Source organism: Serratia sp. PL7 (assembly GCF_945957435.1).
Genome location: NZ_CAMFLB010000010.1, coordinates 62,659 through 85,416 on the forward strand (window position 1 = coordinate 62,659; position 22,758 = coordinate 85,416).

Annotated in this window: 21 protein-coding genes; 17 read left to right on the top strand and 4 right to left on the bottom strand. The window is 55.9% G+C overall.

Annotated elements, in window-relative coordinates; genetic code table 11:
• The first annotated feature begins 119 nt into the window (after positions 1-119).
• From N6G83_RS30825 to N6G83_RS30835, 3 genes are read left to right on the top strand one after another with little or no spacing between them, the layout of a single operon-like run.
• Positions 120-734, top strand: coding sequence for a methylthioribulose 1-phosphate dehydratase (locus N6G83_RS30825; protein ID WP_024528989.1), 615 nt, complete (start codon positions 120-122; stop codon positions 732-734).
• Entirely contained in the window at positions 731-1,417 is a 687-nt protein-coding gene (gene mtnC, locus N6G83_RS30830; protein WP_186531101.1) for an acireductone synthase, read from the top strand. The genes N6G83_RS30825 and mtnC overlap by 4 nt, the downstream gene beginning before the upstream one ends.
• The gene (locus tag N6G83_RS30835) at positions 1,417-1,959 is read left to right on the top strand and encodes a 1,2-dihydroxy-3-keto-5-methylthiopentene dioxygenase (RefSeq protein WP_211136230.1); all 543 of its coding nucleotides are present in this window, start codon (positions 1,417-1,419) and stop codon (positions 1,957-1,959) included. Before mtnC ends, N6G83_RS30835 begins: the two co-directional genes overlap by 1 nt.
• Before the next feature lie 846 nt (positions 1,960-2,805).
• Here the strand turns inward: N6G83_RS30835 and mtnA are convergent.
• Positions 2,806-3,834: an S-methyl-5-thioribose-1-phosphate isomerase gene (gene mtnA / locus N6G83_RS30840; RefSeq protein ID WP_211136418.1), complete on the bottom strand. Its 1,029-nt coding sequence runs from the start codon at positions 3,832-3,834 to the stop codon at positions 2,806-2,808.
• 142 nt (positions 3,835-3,976) lie between these two features.
• Between mtnA and mtnK the strand changes: the two genes are divergently transcribed.
• Positions 3,977-5,176 (top strand): S-methyl-5-thioribose kinase, encoded by a 1,200-nt coding sequence (gene mtnK, locus N6G83_RS30845; protein ID WP_199061382.1) that lies wholly within the window; start codon positions 3,977-3,979, stop codon positions 5,174-5,176.
• 75 nt (positions 5,177-5,251) lie between these two features.
• Here mtnK and fadE read toward each other — a convergent pair whose 3' ends face one another.
• Positions 5,252-7,708: an acyl-CoA dehydrogenase FadE gene (fadE, locus tag N6G83_RS30850; RefSeq protein WP_037375284.1), complete on the bottom strand. Its 2,457-nt coding sequence runs from the start codon at positions 7,706-7,708 to the stop codon at positions 5,252-5,254.
• 256 nt (positions 7,709-7,964) lie between these two features.
• Between fadE and lpcA the strand changes: the two genes are divergently transcribed.
• Both lpcA and N6G83_RS30860 read left to right on the top strand, forming a co-directional pair.
• The gene (gene lpcA / locus N6G83_RS30855; protein ID WP_021181931.1) at positions 7,965-8,546 is read left to right on the top strand and encodes a D-sedoheptulose 7-phosphate isomerase; all 582 of its coding nucleotides are present in this window, start codon (positions 7,965-7,967) and stop codon (positions 8,544-8,546) included.
• 84 nt (positions 8,547-8,630) lie between these two features.
• Complete coding sequence (locus N6G83_RS30860; RefSeq protein WP_024528984.1) at positions 8,631-9,431, top strand: class II glutamine amidotransferase; 801 nt, start codon at positions 8,631-8,633, stop codon at positions 9,429-9,431.
• Here N6G83_RS30860 and dpaA read toward each other — a convergent pair.
• Positions 9,369-10,139, bottom strand: coding sequence for a peptidoglycan meso-diaminopimelic acid protein amidase (dpaA, locus tag N6G83_RS30865; RefSeq protein ID WP_024528983.1), 771 nt, complete (start codon positions 10,137-10,139; stop codon positions 9,369-9,371). The two genes, N6G83_RS30860 and dpaA, sit on opposite strands and share 63 nt — an antisense overlap.
• Before the next feature lie 673 nt (positions 10,140-10,812).
• On the opposite strand from dpaA, the gene N6G83_RS30870 reads away from it, so the two are divergent.
• From N6G83_RS30870 to N6G83_RS30915, 10 genes are all read left to right on the top strand, one after another.
• Entirely contained in the window at positions 10,813-12,162 is a 1,350-nt protein-coding gene (locus N6G83_RS30870; protein WP_074030677.1) for a Na(+)-translocating NADH-quinone reductase subunit A, read from the top strand.
• 3 nt (positions 12,163-12,165) lie between these two features.
• Complete coding sequence (locus tag N6G83_RS30875) at positions 12,166-13,407, top strand: NADH:ubiquinone reductase (Na(+)-transporting) subunit B (RefSeq protein WP_024528981.1); 1,242 nt, start codon at positions 12,166-12,168, stop codon at positions 13,405-13,407.
• Complete coding sequence (locus N6G83_RS30880) at positions 13,397-14,191, top strand: Na(+)-translocating NADH-quinone reductase subunit C (protein WP_074030679.1); 795 nt, start codon at positions 13,397-13,399, stop codon at positions 14,189-14,191. Before N6G83_RS30875 ends, N6G83_RS30880 begins: the two co-directional genes overlap by 11 nt.
• Positions 14,184-14,813 (top strand): NADH:ubiquinone reductase (Na(+)-transporting) subunit D, encoded by a 630-nt coding sequence (locus tag N6G83_RS30885; protein WP_024528979.1) that lies wholly within the window; start codon positions 14,184-14,186, stop codon positions 14,811-14,813. The genes N6G83_RS30880 and N6G83_RS30885 overlap by 8 nt, the downstream gene beginning before the upstream one ends.
• A gap of 6 nt (positions 14,814-14,819) precedes the next feature.
• Positions 14,820-15,416, top strand: a complete 597-nt coding sequence (gene nqrE, locus N6G83_RS30890) for an NADH:ubiquinone reductase (Na(+)-transporting) subunit E (protein ID WP_021181925.1) — start codon at positions 14,820-14,822, stop codon at positions 15,414-15,416.
• A 15-nt stretch (positions 15,417-15,431) separates the two neighbouring features.
• Positions 15,432-16,655: an NADH:ubiquinone reductase (Na(+)-transporting) subunit F gene (nqrF, locus tag N6G83_RS30895; RefSeq protein ID WP_024483648.1), complete on the top strand. Its 1,224-nt coding sequence runs from the start codon at positions 15,432-15,434 to the stop codon at positions 16,653-16,655.
• A gap of 24 nt (positions 16,656-16,679) precedes the next feature.
• Entirely contained in the window at positions 16,680-17,693 is a 1,014-nt protein-coding gene (locus N6G83_RS30900; protein WP_233169401.1) for an FAD:protein FMN transferase, read from the top strand.
• Positions 17,694-17,699: 6 nt separating this feature from the next.
• Positions 17,700-17,927 carry a (Na+)-NQR maturation NqrM gene (gene nqrM, locus N6G83_RS30905; RefSeq protein ID WP_074030683.1) on the top strand — a complete coding sequence of 76 codons (228 nt, stop codon included), beginning with the start codon at positions 17,700-17,702 and terminating at the stop codon, positions 17,925-17,927.
• 371 nt (positions 17,928-18,298) lie between these two features.
• Positions 18,299-19,357 (top strand): DNA polymerase IV, encoded by a 1,059-nt coding sequence (gene dinB, locus N6G83_RS30910; RefSeq protein ID WP_211136419.1) that lies wholly within the window; start codon positions 18,299-18,301, stop codon positions 19,355-19,357.
• 89 nt (positions 19,358-19,446) lie between these two features.
• Positions 19,447-20,460, top strand: a complete 1,014-nt coding sequence (locus N6G83_RS30915; protein ID WP_199061379.1) for a hypothetical protein — start codon at positions 19,447-19,449, stop codon at positions 20,458-20,460.
• Between the two features lie 37 nt (positions 20,461-20,497).
• Here the strand turns inward: N6G83_RS30915 and pepD are convergent, their stop codons facing one another.
• Positions 20,498-21,958: a beta-Ala-His dipeptidase gene (gene pepD, locus N6G83_RS30920; RefSeq protein WP_024528974.1), complete on the bottom strand. Its 1,461-nt coding sequence runs from the start codon at positions 21,956-21,958 to the stop codon at positions 20,498-20,500.
• 336 nt (positions 21,959-22,294) lie between these two features.
• On the opposite strand from pepD, the gene gpt reads away from it, so the two are divergent.
• Complete coding sequence (gene gpt / locus N6G83_RS30925) at positions 22,295-22,753, top strand: xanthine phosphoribosyltransferase (protein WP_021805588.1); 459 nt, start codon at positions 22,295-22,297, stop codon at positions 22,751-22,753.
• Positions 22,754-22,758: the final 5 nt, after the last annotated feature.

The following is a 22,758-nucleotide window of genomic DNA, read 5'->3' on the forward strand; positions in this document are numbered from 1 at the left end:
TGGCAATCAAGACGTATAGACGTCTATCCTCGTCGCCTAGCTACCACTTGAAATTCTTAGAGGATAAGTGAGTCACATTCAATCAATCGCCAAAAGCTACCTGCCAGGAAATAGAGAGAATGATGGAAAACCCGCAATTATCTGCCCTATTGGCCGCCTGCCACTGGATCGGTGAGAAAGGCTGGTGTCCGGCGACCGGCGGCAATATGTCGCTGCGCCTTGATGCCCAACATTGCCTGGTGACCGAATCCGGTAAAGACAAAGGCAGCCTGAGCGAACAGGATTTATTGCTGGTGGAAACGGCAAACAACCATGTCCCCAGCGGCCGCACGCCTTCGGCGGAAACCGGCCTGCACACGCTGATCTATCGCCTCTATCCCACCGTCGGTGCCATCCTGCATACCCATTCGGTCAATGCTACCGTGCTTTCCCGCGTGGAAAAAAGTGAAGCACTGGTGCTGCAAGGGTATGAAATGCAGAAATCCCTTAGTGGCCAGAAGAGCCATCTGGACAGCGTCAGCATCCCCATTTTTGATAACGACCAGGATATTCCGGCGCTGGCTGCGCGTGTGGCCGCATTTGCCGAGGTAACGCCCTTGCAGTACGGTTTTTTGGTGCGCGGCCACGGCTTGTATTGCTGGGGCAAACAGGTAGAGGAAGCGCGCCGCCACCTTGAAGGGCTGGAGTTCCTGTTCCAGTGCGAACTGCAACGCCGTTTACTGGAGGCAAAATGATCCGCGCCATCGTCACCGATATTGAAGGTACCACCAGCGATATCCGCTTTGTGCATCAGGTGCTGTTCCCCTATGCCCGTGAGCGACTAGGGGAGTTTATCCGCAGCCATGCCAACGACGCCGAAGTTGCGGCTCCGCTGGCGGCATTGCGTGCAGAGATTGCGCAACCCGATGCCGATAATGAGCTGCTTATTACCACGCTTTATCGTTTTATGGATGAAGATCGCAAATCGACCGCGCTGAAGGCCTTGCAGGGCATCATCTGGCGTAGTGGCTACCTGAACGGCGATTTTCAGGGGCATCTCTACCCCGAGGTGGCCGAACAACTGGCCGCCTGGCAGCAGCAAGGGCTGAAGCTGTACGTCTATTCCTCCGGTTCGGTTGAAGCGCAAAAGCTGCTGTTTGGTTACAGCGATGCGGGAGATCTGCAACCGCGGTTCAGCGGTTACTTTGATACGCACGTGGGGGCCAAGCGTGAAAGCGCGTCATACCACAATATTGCCCAAGCCATCGGTCTGGAGCCAACTGAGCTGCTGTTCCTTTCTGATATCCATCAGGAGCTGGACGCGGCACGGCTAGCGGGCTGGCATACCTGCCAACTGATCCGTGATGCTGCCGATCTGCAAAGCCAGCACCGGCAGGTTAAGCGTTTTGATCACATCGAGTTAGGGGAGTTTGTCTAATGAGTGGATTGACCATTTTTAGCGATAAAGAGCCGCAGCAGCCGTTATGGCGGAGCCAGGATGCGCAGGCTATCCAGCAGCAGTTGGCGCAAATTGGCGTGCGTTTTGAGCGTTGGCAGGCCGATCGCGAGTTGGGCGAGAACCCACAGCCAGAAGCGGTTATCGCCGCCTATCAGCATGAGATCGACCGGCTGGTGGCGGAAAAGGGCTACCAGAGCTGGGATGTGATCAGCATGCGCCCAGACAACGCCCAGCGTGAAGCGCTGCGGGAAAAATTCCTGGCCGAACATACCCATGGCGAGGATGAGGTGCGCTTCTTTGTCGAAGGTGCGGGGCTGTTTTGCCTGCATCTCGAAGGGAAAATCTTCCAAATCCTGTGTGAGAAAAACGATCTGATTTCGGTGCCAGCCAATACTCGCCACTGGTTTGATATGGGCTCGGCCCCCAACTTCACCGCCATCCGCGTCTTTGATAATCCGGAAGGTTGGGTGGCCCATTTCACCGGTGACAAAATTGCCGAGGCATATCCAAAGCTAGATTGAGTCCCCTCACCCTAACCCTCTCCCACAAGGAGAGGGAACCGATCGAGCTCGCTGATTTTTCTGCATTCTACCGCTATCCTCGTTGTTCTTGCTCCCAACTTCCCGACGTTGCACGATCTAACCAAGCGCTCCGGGCAGCTCAGCCCAATACTCTCCCACGAGGAGAGGGAACCGATCGAGCTCGCTGATTTTTCTGCATTCTACCGCCATCCTCGTTGTTCTTGCTCCCAACTTCCCGACGTTGCACGATCCAACCACGCGCTCCGGGCAGCTCAGCCCAATACTCTCCCACGAGGAGAGGGAACCGATCGAGCTCGCTGATTTTTCTGCATTCTACCGCCATCCTCGTTGTTTTTGCTCCCAACTTCCCGACGTTGCACGATCCAACCACGCGCTCCGGGCAGCTCAGCCCAATCCTCTTCCACGAGGAGGGGGAACCGATCGAGCTCGCTGATTTTTCTGCATTCTACTGCCATCCTCGTCGTTCTTGCTCCCAACTTCCCGACGTTGCACGATCCAACCACGCGCTCCGGGCAGCTCAGCCCAATTCTCTCCTTCGAGGAGAGGGAACCGATCGAGCTCGCTGATTTTTCTGCATTCTACCGCCATCCTCGTTGTTCTTGCTCCCAACTTCTCGACGTTGCACGATCCAACCACGCGCTCCGGGCAGCTCAGCCCAATCCTCTCCTTCGAGGAGAGGGAACCGATCGAGCTTGCTGATTTTTCTGCATTCTACCGGCATCCTCGTCGTTCTTGCTCCCAACTTCTCGACGTTGCACGATCCAACCAAGTGCTCCCGGCAGCTCCCTCTCCCTGTGGGAGAGGGTTGGGGTGAGGGGCAAAAGGTTATGCCAATGCGCGCTGGAAAATCCCGTCGGCAACCTGCTCTGGCGTAATGACGCCACTATCCAACACCCAGCCGCTGATTAGCGCCGCAGGAGTCACATCAAATGCCGGGTTGTAGGTTGGCGCATTGAGCGGTGCCCACTGGCAGGAACCAAAGCTGCCGCTGACGCCGGTGATTTCTTCGGCCGCGCGCTGTTCGATAGGAATGGCTGCGCCGTTGGGGCAGTGAGGATCGTGCGTGGTATGTGGGGCGGCCACGTAAAACGGAATACGGTGGTAATGGGCCAGCACCGCCAAGCTGTAAGTACCGATTTTATTGGCCACGTCACCGTTGGCCGCAATGCGGTCTGCGCCTACCCAGACGGCATCGACCTGGCCCGTAGCCATCAGGCTGGCGGCCATGGAATCGCAGATTAAGCGGTAAGGAATGCCCAGCTCTCCCAGTTCCCAGGCGGTAAGGCGGCCCCCTTGCAGCAACGGACGAGTTTCATCGACCCAAACCTGGGCAATCTTGCCTTGCTGATGTGCACGAAGCAGAACGCCAATCGCCGTGCCCACGCCCGCCGTCGCCAGTCCCCCGGTGTTGCAATGGGTGAGCAGGCGACTTCCCGGTTTCACCCACTCGGCCCCGTTATCGGCGATGCGATCGCACAGGGTTCGATCCTCCTCGACCAGGCGCAGCGCTTCCTCGGTCATCGCGCTCACCCAATCCGGCTGAGCCAAAACCTGCTTCATACGATCCAGATTGTTCATCAGGTTCACCGCCGTCGGGCGTGAGGCGCGAAGTGTCTGTAATGCCTGCTCCAGCTCAGCCTGCGACAGGCCACGCTCGGCCAACAGGGCGAGCAGCAGGCTGGCAGATAGCCCGATCAACGGTGCGCCGCGCACCCGCAGGGCGCGGATATGCCCAACTAATTCGTCCACGCTGTCGCAGGGCAACCAGCACTTTTCCTGCGGCAAAGCTTGCTGGTCGAGGATTTGGAGGCGGCTGTCTTGCAGGCTCAGGCTGGTGGTGTTAAGTGCTTGCATCAGTGGTTAAATCCTTGTGTGTTTCTTATTGCATCTGTGAACCCATTCTGCCAACATGACATCCGGATGTATAGACGTCCAAACGCTTTTGCGGCTAAAAATAAAAAATCATCGCTATGGGAAAGAACAGAGGGGTTGGGGGATGTCACAATATCGTACGTTTACTGCTGCCGATGCCGTTGAATACGCGCGCCAATATGGGCAACTGGCCGATCCACTGGCGTTGGTAAGTGCCGATGAGATCGGTGATGGCAATCTGAACCTGGTCTTTAAAATCCGTGATGCTGACGGCGTCAGCCGGGTGGTAGTCAAACAGGCGCTGCCGTATGTACGTTGCGTGGGGGAATCCTGGCCGTTGACGCTGGATCGGGCGCGTATCGAAGCGGAAACGCTGCTGATCCACGGGGCGTTGTGCCCACGCCACACGGTGCAGGTGCTGCATCACGATCCTGAGCTGGCGGTGATGGTGCAGGAAGATCTCTCTGATCATCACATCTGGCGCAGCGAGCTTGTGAAGGGGCGCTACTATCCGCTGGCCGCCGGGCAACTGGCAGAATACCTGGCGCAAACTCTGTTCCACACCTCTGATTTTTACCAGACCGCACAGCTGAAAAAGGCAGAAGTCAGCCGTTTCACCAATCCGGAACTGTGCCAGATCACCGAAGATCTGTTTTTCAGCGATCCTTACCAGGATCATGAGCGTAATCAGTTTGACGAGGCGCTGTTGCCTCAGGTGCTGGCACTGCGTGATGACGCGGCGCTGAAGTTGGCGGTGGCCGGGCTGAAACATCGCTTCCTGAGCAAGGCTGAGGCTTTGCTGCACGGCGATATTCACAGCGGATCGATATTTGTAGCTGAAGGCAAGTTGAAGGCGATCGACGCCGAGTTTGGCTTCTACGGGCCGATCGGCTTCGATATTGGCACTGCGCTGGGTAATCTGCTGCTGAACTATTGTGGGTTACCAGGGTTGTTCGGCCCGCGTGATGCGGCGGCCGGGCGTGAGCAGCGGTTGCAGGATGTGCGTGAGCTGTGGCTGATCTTTGCCGATCGCTTTCTGGCGTTGTGCCATCAACATAGCCGTGACGCAACGTTGGCGCTGCCGGGCTATGCCGAGCAGTTCCTGCAACAGGTATGGACAGATGCGGTGGGTTACTGCGGTACGGAGCTGATACGCCGTACTATCGGGCTGGCGCACGTGGCCGATCTGGACAGCATCACCGATGCGGAAATGCGCGCCGAGTGTCAGCGCAACGCCCTTAATCTGGGGCGCGCGCTGATCGTCAACGCGCCGCACATAGAACACATCGATGCCTTGCTGGCGCGTATCCGCCAACATGGTTGAGCCAATCTGAATCTGCAATGAGAAAGGGGCGATCCTTAACGGTATCGCCCCTTTGGCATTTACGGCCGCTGAACGTTATGCAGCTTCAGTCTGCTTCTGGCGTTTTTCCAGCTTTACTGGCTTTACCGGCTGCTGCGCCGCCAGCGCGTCTGGCGCAAAGTCATCAACGTTGATTGAACGCAGACGGCTCTCTTCCGCTTTCACCAGGATCTTGGCTTCGTCGGCGCTGATTTTGCCTTCATCCAGTGCACGCTGTGCCAGACGGTCCAGACGGGTGAACGGCAGGTTCTTACCGGCTTGCTTGCACAGGCGCTGGTGGATAGGTTCTGCGGCAATCACGTCCAGCAACGCGGCTTCCAGCAGGCCAACCGGGTTATGCTCGCTTGGCGTCAGGTATTGACCACGGCCAAGGCGGCTACGGGTGGCTGAAGGCTGTTGGATAATCTTCGCCAACTGGTGGTCCAGCTTATCCGAAGGTGCGGTATGCACGCGGCCGAATGGGAACACCACCAGGCGCATCACCCCGGCGATAAAGCGGTTCGGGAAGTTGCGCAGCAGGTCGTCCAGCGCTTGCTCTGCCTGATTCAGGCTGTCTTGTACGCCCCAGTGAACCAGTGGCAGATCTTCTTTCTGACGCCCTTCATCTTCAAAGCGTTTCAGCGTGGCCGAGGCCAGGTACATCTGGCTCAGCACGTCCCCCAGGCGGGCAGAGATACGCTCGCGGCGCTTCAGGCTACCGCCCAGCACGCCCATGGAAACGTCAGACAGCAACGCCAGGTTGGCGCTCAGACGGTTTAGCTGCTGATAGTAGCGGCGTGTAGCGTCTTTGGTTGGCGTGCTGCTGGTGCGGCCATTGGTCAGGCCGAGCCACAGGCTGCGCATTTTGCTGCTGCCGACGTGGCCGAGGTGGCCGAACAGCGCCTGGTCGAAGCTGTGCAGATCGTTGTTCTGAGCGGCTGCCATTTCGGTCAGTACATAAGGATGGCAGCGGATCGCCCCCTGGCCGAAGATCATCATGGTACGGGTCAGGATATTGGCACCCTCAACCGTGATGGCGATCGGTGCGCCCTGGTAGGCACGGGCCAGGAAGTTGGCTTCGCCCAGCATGATGCCTTTACCGCCGGTGATATCCATCGCATCAATGATGGCCTGTTGGCCACGGTGGGTACAATGGTATTTGACGATGGCGGACAGCACCGCAGGTTTTTCGCCCTGCATCAACGCATAGGTGATCAGCGACGCGGCGGCATCCATCACGTAGGTGTTACCGGCAATACGTGCCAGCGGCTCTTCAATCCCTTCCATCTTACCGATAGAGATTTTGAACTGGCGGCGAATATGGGCGTAAGCGCCTGTCGCCAATGCCACGGATTTCAGGCTGCCGGTGGAGTTGGACGGCAGAGTGATACCACGGCCAACCGACAAGCATTCAACCAGCATCCGCCAGCCTTGACCGGCCATTTTTGGCCCGCCAATGATGTAATCGATCGGCACGAACACGTCGTTGCCGCGGGTTGGGCCATTCTGGAACGGCACGTTGAGCGGGAAGTGACGGTTGCCGATCTCTACCCCTGGGGTGTTGGTTGGGATCAACGCACAGGTGATGCCGGGGGATTCGTTATCGCTCAGCAGGCGGCTTGGGTCATGCAGCTTGAAGGCCAGCCCCAGCACGGTGGCAATCGGTGCCAGGGTAATGTAGCGCTTGTTCCAGGTCAGGCGCATGCCCAGCACCTGTTTGCCTTGCCATTCGCCCATGCATACGGTGCCTACGTCCGGGATGGCCCCGGCGTCGGAACCCGCTTCTGGGCTGGTCAGTGCGAAGCAAGGAATTTCGTCGCCGCGCGCCAGGCCTGGCAGGTAGTGATCTTTCTGCTCTTCAGTGCCGTAATGTTGCAGCAGCTCGCCTGGGCCGAGGGAGTTAGGCACGCCGACGGTGATCGCCAGAATACCTGAGACACCCGCCAGCTTTTGCAGGACGCGGGCCTGAGCATAAGGGGAGAATTCCAGCCCGCCGTACTCTTTTTTGATGATCATCGCAAAGAAGCGGTGTTCTTTCAGATAGGCCCACAGCTCCGGCGGCAGATCGGCCAGTTCGTGGGTGATCTCGAAGTCATTGGCCATGCGGCAGGCTTCTTCTACCGGGCCGTCGATAAAGGCTTGCTCTTCTTCCGTCAGCTTAGGCTGCGGATAGTTGTGCAGCTTGTTCCAATCCGGTTGGCCACGGAACAGATCGCCTTCCCACCAGGTGGTCCCGGCATCGATGGCTTCTTTTTCCGTGGTGGACATTGGCGGCATCACTTTGCGGAAGGCGCGCAGTGCTGGGGCAGAAAGCAGCGAGCGGCGCAGCGAAACGATGTTCAGCGGCAGCAGCACGATTGCCAGCGGTACCAGCATCCAGTAGGTCCAAAGGCCGATAGCGCCCATGGCCGCCGTAAAGGCCAACAGCAGCAGACTGCTGAGAGCCAGGTTCACTCGGTGATAAAACACCACACCAATGAGTGCGAGTAGAACAACGATACTAAGAACCATCATAAGAAGCTCCGAAGTAGTAAGAGGTCTGACCTGTTGTGTATATCTAATGGTTTTAGTCCATACCCATTTTTTTATCAATGTATTTACACTTTAATTACAACTTAAGTCACAAACTGACAGCATCAATTGTCAAAAAATCGCCGGGTCGGTTCACACTAGCGCTGTTTGCGTCGCAACGCTTCTAGGTTTTTCTGCAATCCGTTACACTGCGAGACGAAAGATTGACGATGCCACCGCAAAACAAGAGGCGATCTCTATGTACCACGATTTAATTCGCAGTGAACTGAATGAAGCGGCTGATACTTTGGCGAAATTCCTCAGCGATGATGCCAACATTGATACCATCCAACGCGCGGCAGTGCTGCTGGCGGATTCCTTTAAAGCCGGCGGGAAAGTGATCTCCTGCGGTAACGGTGGCTCGCATTGTGATGCGATGCACTTCGCGGAAGAGCTGACTGGCCGCTACCGTGAGAATCGCCCGGGCTATCCGGCCATCGCGATTTCTGACGTTAGCCATCTGTCCTGCGTCAGCAACGATTTTGGCTATGAGTACGTGTTTTCCCGTTATGTGGAATCCGTAGGCCGCGAAGGCGACGTGCTGTTGGGGATCTCTACCTCGGGCAACTCTGGCAACATTATCAAAGCCATTGAGGCGGCTCGCGCCAAGGGGATGAAAGTGATCACCCTGACCGGCAAAGACGGTGGCAAAATGGCCGGTAGCGCCGACGTGGAAATCCGCGTACCGCACTTTGGCTACGCCGACCGTATCCAGGAAATCCATATCAAAGCGATCCACATCTTGATCCTGTTGATCGAAAAAGAGATGGTTAAGGCTTAACGGCGAGATCAGCATTAAATAAAGGGCGTGGCATCAAGCTGCGCCCTTATACCAATGTCAGTAGTCCTCAAGGGGTGGCAATCGATGTGTGAACTGCTCGGGATGAGCGCCAACGTACCAACCGACATCTGCTTTAGCTTTACCGGGCTGGTACAGCGCGGTGGCCGAACCGGGCCACATAAAGATGGCTGGGGCATTACCTTCTATGAAGGCAACGGTTGTCGCACATTCAAGGATCCCCAACCCAGCTTTAATTCACCTATTGCCCGCCTGGTGCAGGAATACCCGATCAAGTCCTGTGCCGTGGTCTCCCACATCCGCCAGGCTAATCGCGGTGAAGTGGCGCTGGAAAATACCCATCCCTTTACCCGTGAACTGTGGGGCCGCAACTGGACTTACGCTCACAATGGGCAACTGAAAGGCTATCGCCAACTGGCGACCGGCAACTTCCGCCCGGTAGGGCAGACCGACAGTGAATATGCCTTCTGCTGGCTGTTACATCAGTTGGCGCTGAAATACCCTCGCACTCCCAGCAACTGGCCAGCCGTGTTTCGCTATATAGCGTTATTGGCCGATCGGCTCAGAGAGAAAGGGGTGTTCAATATGCTGTTGTCAGATGGGCGCTTTGTGATGGCCTATTGCTCCACCAATCTTTATTGGATCACCCGGCGAGCACCGTTTGGCAAAGCCACCTTGCTCGATCAGGATGTAGAGATTGATTTTCAGCGGCAGACCACGCCGGATGACGTGGTCACGGTCATTGCAACCCAACCGCTGACGGGCAATGAAACCTGGCACAAGATAGCACCAGGCGAGTTTGCGTTATTTCACTACGGTGAGCGGCTGGCTACGGGCGAACGGGTTGGTGTTCGTCTCAAGCGTTGAGGCATATTGAGTCGGCTGGGCGCTATTCATGACCGGCTGTGCCATCACGTATTGGCCGTTGGCCACGCTAACCATCGGTGGCTGGCGGTTTTTGACGAAGTAGTCATACCCCGGTTTCAACTGACGCCAGAAGCTGATGTAGGTTGAAGAACGGTGGCGTTGCAGGTTCTGTTCGGTCATGCGGAACGGATAAATGCTGATATCCACCCGGCTTTGTCCGTGAGCAAACGCCGCTTCAACGTAACGATAGATATCGTCCATATAGGCGTTGGTCATCGCGTAGCAACCAATCGATTTACATTCCCCGTGGATCATCAGATAGGCACCGGAATATCCCTGTGCTTTATCGTAATCATTAGGGAAACCGATGTTGATGGCGCGATAATATTTGCTGTCTGGTTTCAGATGGCGGGTGTCGACGCTATAAAAGCCTTCGGGGCTTTTAAAATCCCCTTCACGGCGCTTTGGGCCAAGCCCTCCGGAGAAGTTACAGATAGAGAAACTATTCACCAGGCGGAATTCGTTACCCATCTTGGCGTACAACTCCAGCTTGCGCTCTTCTTTGAATATCTGGATATAGACCGGTGAACCTAATAACTGCTGTGCAACCAACGGGGCCTGGGGAGCCGGGGCTGGCTCACTGGCGCTGCACGCCGTGATCAGCGGCGTACAAAATAGCATCGCAAACAACAGCGCGATTTTGCTCATTCTTAATTTATCCTGCTTATATTTATTTGCTGGCATATCCCCGTCGCTTTTCAAGCTGCAGCGTTGTTACCTGCGCTTGCTCACCCCAGTCACTTACCTAAGTAAGCTCCTGGGGATGAACAAGCTAGTCGCCTAGCTGCAGCTTGAAATTCATAGGGGATAAAAACTAATGTAGCCAGCATGCCACTGACGAGATTTCGTATTTAACCCCGTCAGATTACCAGCGTGTTGTTTTTTAGCAATATGCGAAGTGTATAAAAAAACTACAATACTCGGTAAAAGTGAAATGAACCCACGTTTTTAACGAGTAGTGTCAAGAGATAACAGGTGTTTAATTGCATTTCCTCGACTCAGGTCACTAGATAGCACGGAAAAATTCTGTCGAAAATGTTAATATCTTGCCCATGCTGCATCGTTATTAATCGGTAATCAGTACAGGGATATTGTGTGAAATAGCAACAATTCCGCCATCGTTGATAGCAATGTTTTAACAATATGCGGTATTGGCTTAATCATTGGCCTGGATGTCGGCGGTCAGTGTGAATATTCAAGTTGGGCATGAGGTCATCGTGTTCATCCGGAGGGGGCTAGGGCCACCTCATCATCCTGCATGCTTTGTGCCTGCCTCTGGGTTGGTTAGGCGTGTGAAAATTAAAAACATCGTATAAATCCTATGATCAAAATAAAAAAAGGGTTAGATCTGCCAATCGCTGGGGCGCCTTCGCAGGCGATCCAGGATGGTCCAGCGGTCACGCAAGTGGCGCTGCTAGGCCAGGAATATGTTGGTATGCGCCCCTCCATGTTGGTACAGGTTGGCGATCGCGTTAAAAAAGGTCAGGCGCTGTTTGAAGACAAGAAGAACCCTGGGGTTTTCTTCACGGCACCGGCCAGCGGGCAGATCGCCGCTATCAATCGCGGCGAACGCCGCATGTTGCAATCGGTGGTGATTGACATCGACAACGGCGGCGAAGAGCAGGTGGAACTGGCCTATTATCAGCAGGCCGATTTGCCGATGTTGGAGCGCCAACAGGTTGAAAGCGATCTGATCGCCAGCGGCCTGTGGACCGCACTGCGTACTCGCCCATTTAGCAAAACCCCCCGCCCAGGTACCTCACCGCGCGCTATTTTCGTCAGCGCTATCGATACCCAGCCGCTGGCAGCGGATCCGTTGGTGATTATCAACGAGCAATTGGCGGCATTTAATGCCGGGCTGACGGTATTGGCACGCCTTACAGACGGAAAGGTACGCGTCTGCCACGCAGCGGGTACGCGGCTGGATACGGCTGCTGGCGCGCAGATTGATTACAGCGAGTTTGCTGGCCCGCACCCTGCGGGGCTGGTGGGCACACATATTCACTTCCTGGAGCCGGTTAGCCTGAAGAAAACCGTTTGGCATATCGGTTATCAGGATGTGATCGCCATCGGCACCCTATTTACTACCGGCAAGCTGGATACCCGGCGCGTGGTCGCTCTGGCGGGGCCACAGGTGGAACAGCCGGTGCTGCTGCGCACCCGTTTGGGGGCTAGCCTGGATCAACTGACAGCGGGCCGCCTGAAGGCCGGTGAGAACCGTGTGATTTCCGGCTCGGTGCTGAGTGGTTTCCATGCCAGCGGCCCGAGTGCCTGGCTTGGCCGTTTCCACAACCAGGTGTCGGTATTGCTGGAAGGCCGGGAGAAAGAGTTGTTCGGCTGGATTGCTCCGGCATCGGACAAGTTCTCCATCACCCGCACCACGCTGGGCCATTTCCTCAAGCACAAGCTGTTCGCTTTCTCCACCACCACCAACGGCGGTGAGCGTTCGATGGTACCGATCGGCAATTACGAGCGGGTGATGCCGCTGGATATTCTGCCGACCCATCTGCTGCGCGATCTGCTGGCGGGCGATACGGACAGTGCCCAGGCGCTGGGCTGTCTGGAGCTGGATGAAGAAGATCTGGCGTTGTGTACCTTCGTTTGCCCCGGCAAGTATGAATATGGCCCGGTGCTGCGCGAAGTGCTGACCAAGATTGAGCAGGAAGGATAACCGATGGGCCTGAAGAATTTTTTTGACAAGATTGAGCATCACTTCACGCCGGGCGGCAAGCTGGAAAAGTGGTACCCGCTGTTTGAAGCAACGGCAACGGTGTTTTACACCCCCGGTACGGTAACGCGCGGGGCTTCGCACGTACGTGATGCCATCGATCTGAAACGCATGATGATCCTGGTGTGGCTGGCGGTGTTCCCGGCCATGTTCTGGGGCATGTATAACGTGGGCCAGCAGACCATTCCTGCATTACACCATCTGTACAGCGGCGATCAGCTGCAACAGGTGCTGGCGGGGGACTGGCATTACTGGCTGGCACAAATGTTGGGGGCAACACTCGGCACCGATGCTGGCTGGATCAGCAAGATGGTGCTCGGTGCGACCTACTTCGTGCCGATCTATGCCGTAGTATTCCTGGTGGGCGGCTTCTGGGAAGTGGTGTTTGCGATGGTACGCAAACATGAGATCAACGAAGGCTTCTTCGTCACCTCCATTCTGTTCGCCCTGATTGTGCCGCCAACCCTGCCGTTATGGCAGGCCGCGCTGGGCATCAGCTTTGGTGTCGTGGTCGCCAAGGAGATCTTCGGCGGTACCGGGCGTAACTTCCTCAACCCGGCGTTGGCGGGGCGTGCCTTCCTGTTCTTTGCCTATCCGGCGCAGATTTCTGGCGATCTGGTGTGGACGGCGGCAGACGGCTTTTCCGGTGCGACACCGTTAGCGCAATGGAGCGTCGGCGGAGTTCACAGCCTGACCAACGTCACCACCGGCCAGTCCATCAGTTGGATGGATGCATTTATCGGTAACATCCCTGGTTCGATCGGGGAAGTCTCAACCCTGATGATCCTGCTAGGCGGGGCGATTATCCTGTTTGGCCGTGTCGCTTCCTGGCGCATCGTGGCCGGTGTGATGATCGGCATGATCGCCACGGCATATCTGTTCAATGCCATCGGCTCTACCACCAATCCGATGTTTGCCATGCCTTGGTACTGGCATCTGGTGCTGGGAGGCTTTGCCTTCGGTATGGTGTTTATGGCTACCGACCCGGTTTCCGCCTCGTTTACCAACAAAGGGAAGTGGTGGTACGGCATCCTGATCGGCGTGATGTGCGTGCTGATCCGGGTGGTCAACCCGGCCTATCCGGAAGGCATGATGCTGGCGATCCTGTTCGCCAACCTGTTCGCACCGCTGTTCGATTACCTGGTGGTGCAGGCTAACATCAAGCGGAGAAAAGCACGTGGCGAATGAATCTAAAAATGACAGCATTGGCAAAACGCTGCTGGTAGTGCTGCTGCTGTGTCTGGTGTGTTCTGTAGTGGTCGCGGGTTCTGCCGTTGGGCTGCAATCCAGGCAGCAAGAACAGCGGTTGCTGGATAAGCAGCGCAACATCCTGGACGTAGCCGGTTTACTGCAACCGGGGATGACTGGCGAACAGGTGAAAGCCACCTTTAGCAAGCGCATCGAACCGCGTTTGCTGGATCTGGACAGCGGCGAGTTTGTGCCTGGCGATGCGGCCGCCTTCGATCTGGCCGCCGCGCTTCGCAGCGATGCCAAGAGTCGGGCGTTGACCGCCGAGCAGGATCTGGCCGGCATCCGCCGCCGTAGCAATGAGGCCGAAATCTACCTGGTGCGTAACGAAAGCGGTGCGGTGGACAAGATTGTGCTGCCGGTCTACGGCACTGGTCTATGGTCGATGATGTACGCCTTTGTTGCGCTGGATGCCGATGGCAATACGGTACGCGGGTTGAGTTTCTACCAGCACGGCGAAACCCCGGGCCTGGGCGGCGAGATCCAGAACGCCAGCTGGCGCGCGCAGTGGATCGGCAAGCAGCTGTTTGATGACAACGGCAACCCGGCTATCCGCATTGTGAAGGGCGGAGCGCGGCAAGGTGATATCCACGGTGTGGATGGCCTGTCCGGCGCGACGCTGACCGCTAACGGCGTACAGCATACGTTTAATTTCTGGTTGGGCGAGTATGGCTTTGGCCCATTCCTGCAGAAAGTCCGTGAAGGAGCGCTGAAAAATGGCTGATTCCAAAGAGGTTAAACGGGTCCTGTTGGGGCCGCTGTTTGACAATAACCCGATCGCGCTGCAGGTGCTTGGCGTCTGTTCGGCGCTGGCGGTGACCACCAAGCTGGAAACGGCGGTGGTGATGACGATTGCGGTCACCCTGGTCACCGCGTTTTCCAGCTTCTTTATTTCGCTGATCCGCCACCATATCCCCAACAGCGTGCGCATTATCGTGCAGATGACGATCATCGCCTCGCTGGTGATCGTGGTCGATCAGTTGCTGCGTGCCTATGCGTTTGAAATCTCCAAACAGCTTTCGGTATTCGTCGGGCTGATCATCACCAACTGTATCGTGATGGGTCGCGCCGAGGCGTATGCCATGAAGTCACCGCCGATTGAGAGTTTTATGGACGGTATCGGCAACGGCCTGGGCTACGGCGTGATCCTGATCCTGGTGGGCTTCCTGCGTGAGCTGGTCGGTTCGGGCAAACTGTTTGGCATTACGGTGCTGGAAACGGTGCAGAACGGCGGCTGGTATCAGCCCAACGGCCTGTTCCTGCTGGCGCCGAGTGCGTTCTTTATCATCGGCCTGCTGATTTGGGGACTACGTGCCCTCAAGCCAGCGCAGATAGAAAAGGAGTAACCGCCGATGGCTCACTATATCAGCCTGTTTGTGCGTGCGGTGTTCGTTGAGAACATGGCGCTGGCGTTCTTCCTGGGGATGTGTACCTTCCTGGCGGTGTCGAAGAAGGTCTCGACCTCGTTTGGCTTGGGGATTGCCGTGACGCTGGTACTGGGGATCTCGGTACCGGTCAACAACCTGGTCTATAACCTGATCCTGCGTGACGGGGCGCTGGTGGAAGGCGTCGATCTGAGCTTCCTCAACTTCATCACCTTTATCGGCGTGATTGCGGCGCTGGTGCAGATCCTGGAGATGATCCTCGATCGCTTCTTCCCGGCGCTCTACAACGCCCTGGGGATCTTCCTGCCGTTGATCACGGTGAACTGTGCCATTTTCGGCGGCGTGTCGTTCATGGTGCAGCGTGATTACAACTTTATGGAATCCGTGGTGTATGGCTTCGGCTCCGGCACCGGCTGGATGCTGGCGATTGTTGCCATGGCGGGGATCCGTGAAAAACTGAAGTATGCCGATGTGCCAGCCGGGTTGCGTGGCCTGGGCATTACCTTTATTACCACCGGATTGATGGCATTGGGCTTTATGTCGTTCTCCGGCGTCCAGTTGTAAAGGCAGGAAGCATTTATGGAAATTATTTTAGGCGTGGTGATGTTTACCTGCATCGTAATGGTGCTGGCGTTACTGATCCTGTTTGCCAAATCCAAGTTGGTGAACACCGGTGACATTGCCGTTGAGGTTAACGGCGATCAAGACAAAAGTTTTACCGCCCCAGCGGGGGACAAGCTGCTGAATATGCTGTCCAGTCAGGGGATCTTTGTTTCCTCGGCCTGTGGCGGCGGCGGTTCCTGCGGCCAGTGCCGGGTGGTGATCAAAGAGGGCGGCGGCGATATTCTGCCAACCGAGCTTTCTCATATCAGCAAGCGTGAAGCCAAAGAGGGCTGCCGCCTGGCGTGCCAGGTTAACGTGAAGCAGAACCTGAAAATCGAGCTGCCGGAAGAGATCTTCGGCGTGAAGAAATGGGACTGCGAGGTGATCTCCAACGATAACAAAGCCACCTTTATCAAAGAGCTGAAGCTGCGCATTCCTGATGGGGAAGATGTGCCTTTCCGCGCCGGGGGCTTTATCCAGATCGAAGCGCCCGAGCATGAAGTGAGCTATGCCGATTTCGACGTGCCGCAGGAGTACCGTGGCGACTGGGATAAATTCAATCTGTTCCGCTATCGTTCGGTCGTCAAAGAACCGACGGTGCGCGCCTATTCGATGGCCAACTATCCCGATGAGAAAGGCATCATCATGCTCAACGTGCGTATTGCTACGCCGCCGCCGAGCAACCCGGACGTGCCGCCGGGCATTATGTCTTCCTATATCTGGTCGCTGAAGGCGGGGGATAAGGTGACCATCTCCGGGCCGTTTGGTGAGTTCTTTGCCAAAGACACCGACGCCGAGATGATCTTTATCGGCGGAGGGGCCGGCATGGCACCGATGCGTTCCCACATCTTCGATCAGTTGAAGCGCCTGAAGTCGAAGCGCAAAATCACCTTCTGGTACGGTGCGCGTTCCTTGCGCGAGATGTTCTACGAGGACGACTTCAACCACCTGCAGGAAGAGAATGAAAACTTCACCTGGCATGTAGCGCTCTCCGATCCGCAGCCCGAAGATAACTGGACGGGCTACACCGGCTTTATTCATAATGTCCTGCTGGAAAATTATCTGCGTAACCATCCAGCGCCGGAAGATTGTGAATTCTATATGTGTGGGCCGCCGATGATGAACGCGGCGGTGATCAAAATGTTGAAAGATTTGGGTGTGGAAGATGAAAACATCATGCTCGATGACTTTGGCGGTTAAATGCGAGCAGCAGGCGGCGATGGAATGAAGGCTTGGATGATGGTGGTGGCGCTGGCCACCGCAGTGTTACTGACCGGTTGTGAGCCGAAACAGGAAAACCTCAAGGGTAAAACCATGGGGACGTCGTACTCGATCAGTTATCTCCCTGGGGACGGAACGCCTTCGCTGGCAACCCTGCAAGCGGAGATCGACAAACGGCTGGTACAGGTCAACGATCAGATGTCGACCTATCAACCTGATTCCGAGTTGAGCCGCTTTAACGCCAGCCGGGAAGTGGGCAAACCTTTCCCGGTTTCTGCTGCCACCACGGAAGTGGTGCTGGAAGCGCTGCGCATTAACCGTGTGACCGACGGCGCGCTGGACGTGACCGTCGGGCCGCTGGTGAACCTATGGGGTTTTGGCCCAGAAGGGCGGCCTGATAAAGTGCCGAGCGTCGCCGAGCTGGAACAGCGCCGCAACTGGACGGGGATCGACAAGCTGTCGGTAGAAGGCAATGCGCTGGTGAAACGTATTCCTGAGCTGTATGTCGACCTCTCTTCCATTGCCAAAGGCTACGGCGTTGATGCGATTGCTCAGTATCTGCAATCACAGCACGTCGCAAACTACATGGTTGATATTGGTGGGGAGGTCCGCACCCGTGGCCATAACGGCGAGAAGAAACCCTGGCGCATTGCCATCGAACGGCCAAACGCCGGGGGGGAGCAGCAGGCGCAACTGGTGATCGAGCCGGGTGAGATGGCGATGGCCACCTCCGGGGATTACCGAAACTACTTCGAGCAGGACGGAGTGCGCTATTCTCATACTATCGATCCGCTCACCGGCAAACCGATCCACCACAATTTAGTGTCGATCACGGTGATCAGCCCGCTGTGTATGACGGCGGACGGCCTTTCTACCGGGTTAAACGTGATGGGGCCGGAGCGGGGTATGGCGCTGGCCAACCTGCTGGGGATCCCGGTGTTTATGATCGTGAAAACCGCCAAGGGGTTTGAAGAACGTTATTCCGATGCGTTCAAACCCTATCTGAAGAAAGGGTAGACCGTTATGTTGACGATGTTCGCTGCATCCTTTGTGCTGTTTCTGCTGGTGGTGGGCGGGATGTCGCTGGGCTATGTGTTCAAGCGTAAAACCTTGCAGGGTAGCTGTGGTGGCATTACCGCGCTGGGGATGGAGAAGGTCTGTGACTGCCCGGAGCCTTGCGATGCGCGCAAGAAGCGTATGGCGAAGGAAGCACAGCGCCGGGAAATGCTGGAAAAACATCGGATCCTCTAGCCACATAGGTTTTCCATGTAGGGGCTCTGCACAGCCCCTCACCCCAACCCTCTCCCAATGTACATACCGAGTGCCTCATGAACACTTGTTTGGGGAGAGGGGGCTAGTGCGGAGTTGCGGTCAGGTGCCGGAGCTAATTTGTGGCACGTTCGGTCCCCTCTCCCAATGTACATACCGAGTACCTCATGAACACTTGTTTGGGGAGAGGGTCTAGTGCGGAGTTGCGGTCAGGTGCCGGAGCTAATTTGTGGCACGTTCGGTCCCCTCTCCCCGTGGGAGAGGGTTAGGGTGAGGGGCGTCACTAGTCTACACTCTCCATATTGAGCTTTTAATAATTGGCTGTATACTTATACAGTATTATTGGAGGCGCGATGCGTAAAATCATTCATGTCGATATGGACTGCTTCTTCGCAGCGGTAGAAATGCGCGACAACCCCAGCCTGCGCGATATCCCGCTGGCTATCGGTGCCAGCGCCGATCGGCGTGGCGTGATCAGCACCGCCAACTACCCGGCGCGCCGTTATGGCGTGCATAGCGCCATGCCGACCGCCACGGCGCTCAAGCTCTGCCCGCACTTGACGCTGTTACCGGGCCGCATGGCGGCCTATAAAGAAGCCTCACTGCATATCCGTGAAATCTTTGCCCGCTATACCCCGCTGATAGAACCGCTCTCTCTGGATGAAGCCTATCTGGACGTGACCAACAGCACCCAATGCAACGGCTCTGCCACCCTGATCGCCCAACAGATCCGCCAGGACATTGCCGCTGAATTGAACCTGACCGCCTCGGCGGGCATTGCCCCGATCAAATTCCTCGCCAAGATAGCCTCCGAGTTGAACAAGCCAAACGGCCAATACGTCATCACACCGGCCCAGGTGCCCGCTTTCTTGCAGCAACTGCCGCTGAGTAAAATCCCCGGCGTGGGCAAGGTCACCGCCAAACGGTTGGAAGAGGTTGGGTTAATCACCTGCGCCGATGTGCAGAACTATAATCTGGCCGATTTGTTAAAGCGCTTCGGCAAATTTGGCCGGGTGCTGTGGGAACGCTGCCAGGGTATCGATGAGCGTGAGGTGTCTCCCGATCGTTTACGCAAGTCGGTAGGGGTCGAGCGAACGTTGGTAGCCGATATTCATGAGTGGGAAGATTGTGAGGCGTTGATCGTTGAAAAGCTCTACCCAGAGTTAGAGATGCGGCTGCGCAAGGTCAAACCGGATCTGCATATCGCTCGCCAAGGGGTAAAACTGAAGTTCCAGGATTTCCAGCAAACTACCCAGGAGCACGTTTGGCCAGTGCTCAATATTGAGGATTTGCTCAACGTTGCCCGTCAGGCATGGCAGGAGCGGAGGGAAGGGCGTGGTGTGCGCCTGGTTGGCCTGCATGTAACGCTGCTCGATCCTCAGTTGGAACGGCAGTTGGTACTGACGTGGTGATATTAAAATCGGGTGTGTTTAGTGCACAGCCGTAGGTACAATCGTTGGCAGTTCTTTGGGATTAAGACATTCAACGGGAAGAGTTAAAAATGGACGTGATTCAGCAAAAACCGGCCAAAAGATGGACATGGGCCGATTTACAAAGTAGCTATCGATTTTGGGGCCTGGTAGTTTATTTCACCGCGATTGTGACTAGCCAATATCTCTTTAATGCCTATTCGGCACTCTATATCCGGCAAACTGCAGATTTACCGATCTCGATGATTGGGGTCGCAGTTGGATTACAACAGGTTGGCATGCTGTTTGGAGCTTTGTTGGCCTGGATGGCCAGCCGGATGAAAAGTTATTATTTACTGTATCTCTTTAGCGGGTTGTATTTGTTTGGCCTGTTTTTGTTCTGCTTTCATACCAGCAATCACTTTTTGATGATAACGGGAGAGGTCCTGATAGGGATGGGGCTTGGGGCTATCATGCTGATCGTTCCGGCCTTTATCGCGGGGGCAGTTGGCAGCGTAGAGGCATTTGTGCTGTCATTTGGCCTGATGGTGACGTTAAAAATGGTGTTTGGCTCATCCATGATGGCGATAGCCGGATGGCTTTTTGATATGGAGCGGTTATTTTCCAGCCCTGAGAACTTCTTTACCCTGCTATTGGTCCCCGTCATTATCGGGACTCTGTTCCTGCTGCCGATTAAGGCCTGTTTATTTAATTGCGAACCGCCTGTGCGGCAAGCAATACCACAGCCGGTCAAATACCGCGATCCTGCCGTGACTTTCCTGCTGTTCTTGGTGCCGTTTTACAATATTTACTGGTTGGTAAAAATCCATGGGGAGATCAGAAATTACACCCAGTCCGCGGCTCTGCTAACGCCCAGAGGGGCTGGATGGTCAGCTTTTATTACCGCCTTTGTCACGCCGGTGATATTTTCCACACTTAACGACAATCTACGCGCCATCATTGAAAGCCATGGGCAAACCGCAAGGTATAAAACCTGGCTGATTATCCTGTTTGCTTTCCTGTTACCACCTGTTAGTGCGGCGTTGATACAGTCGCAGATGAATGAAATCAACGGCAATCTGAAGCGAGAAGAACAACTGTCATAAGGAAAAATGGGCCCAGCTTTTAACCGGGCCCAATAACTTATCCGCGCTCAGGGATCGCTTTCAGCAGAGCGGTCAGCAGCGTCCAGTATTGGCCAACGCTGGCGATATGCACCTGCTCATCCGGCGAGTGAGGCCCGGTGATGGTCGGCCCAATCGACACCATATCCATCTGTGGGTAAGGTTTCTTGAACAAGCCACACTCCAACCCGGCGTGGATCACCATGATGTTTGGCGTCTTGTTGAACAGCTTTTGGTAGGTTTCACGCACCAACTGCATCACAGGAGATTTGGCATCTGGCTGCCAGCCTGGGTAGCCGCCTTTCGGTGCTACTTTGGCGTTGGCCAGTTGGCCTAATGCGGTCAGCATATCCACCACATAGTCTTTACCGCTGTCGAGCAGGGAGCGGATCAGGCAAATGATCTCGGCTTCATGCTCGCTGGTGGTCACCACGCCGACATTCAGCGAAGTTTCTACCACGCCTTTCACTTCGTCACTCATGCGGATCACGCCGTTAGGGGTACCGTTGAGCAGTGCCACAAAGCGGTTCTGGCTGTCTGCGGTTAGCGCCTGCAAAGCGGTGGTGGCTGGTTCGAGCAGAACGGTAATGTTCTTCTCTTTGGCAGACAGTTCGTTTTGCAGCGTTGCCAGGAACTGCTGGCTCAGGGCTTTCAGCGCATCGGCTTTGGCGGCCGGAACGGCTACTACGGCAGAGGCTTCACGTGGGATGGCATTACGCAGCGTACCGCCGTTCAGCTCCAGCAGGCGCAGGTTCAGCTCTGGCGTGTGGGCAAACAGGAAACGGGCCAGCAGCTTGTTGGCGTTGCCCAGGCCGTGATGGATATCGGCACCGGAGTGGCCGCCTTTCAACCCTTTCAGGGTCAGCTTCAGCGTTTGGTAACCGGCTGGCAGTGCTTCACGTTGCAGTGGCAGGGTGGTGATGAAATCGATCCCCCCGGCGCAGCCCATGTAGATTTCGCCTTCCTCTTCGGAGTCGGTGTTGATCAGGATGTCGGCTTGTAACCAGTTTGGCTGCAGGCCAAAGGCACCGTCCATACCGGCTTCTTCCGTCATGGTCAACAGGACTTCCAGCGGGCCATGCTCTACGCTGTCATCGGCCAGCACCGCCAGCGCAGAGGCCATACCGATACCGTTATCGGCACCCAGCGTAGTACCGCGTGCCTTGATCCATTCGCCGTCGATATAAGGCTGGATCGGATCTTTGGCGAAATCGTGAACCGTATCGTTGTTCTTTTGCGGCACCATATCCAGGTGCGCTTGCAGCGCTACCGGCTTGCGGTTTTCCATACCTTTGGTGGCAGGCTTGCGCAGCAGAATATTGCCAACCTGGTCGCGCTCGGCATGCAGGTTCTTTTCTTTGGCCCAGTCGAGGATGTGCTGCGCTAGCGCTTCTTCATGGTAAGAAGGGTGCGGAATTGAGCAGATTTTGGCAAAAATATCCCACAGCGGCTGTGGCGAAAGTTGAGACAATTCAGACACTATAAGTCTCCTGTGACAGCATTTTCAGCAGGGAGTGAATGCTGTGCGGTTAGGGTGAGTGGCTATCTGTGCTTCAGGCACGTGAGCCTGAGAATATCATTTTATTTGCGGCTGTGCGCGCCCCGTATAACGCTGTTTATCGGCTTGGGCTCCCCGTTTTACGGGCGGTTGCGCAGATAAGCCACGCGGCTCGCCGCAAAGATAATCACAGGAAAAATGCATCAACTCCTCGGTTCAACTGGTATTCGTGGCGCGCAGTCTCTATAATCTCGCGCAACCTTTTTTCCCCCTGAACTACTGAGTAAGCCACATCATTGCTGGCTGGGACACCATTCTATGAGCGAAAAATACGTTGTTACCTGGGATATGTTGCAAATGCAAGCGCGCAAACTGGCTCACCGTCTGCTGCCTGCCGATCAATGGAAAGGCATCATTGCTGTAAGCCGTGGCGGCCTGGTACCTGCTTCACTGCTGGCACGTGAGTTGAGCATCCGTTATGTGGATACCGTCTGCATCTCCAGCTATGACCATGACAACCAACGCGAAATGAAGGTGCTCAAGCGCGCCGAAGGCGATGGTGAAGGCTTTATCGTCGTTGACGATTTAGTGGATACCGGCGGCACCGCCAAAGCGATCCGCGACATGTACCCGAAAGCCCATTTCGTGACCATCTTCGCCAAGCCTGCTGGCCGCCCACTGGTTGACGATTACGTGGTGGATATCCCGCAGGACACCTGGATCGAGCAGCCTTGGGATATGGCGGTGACCTTCGTGCCACCGATCGGCGGCCGTTAATCAGC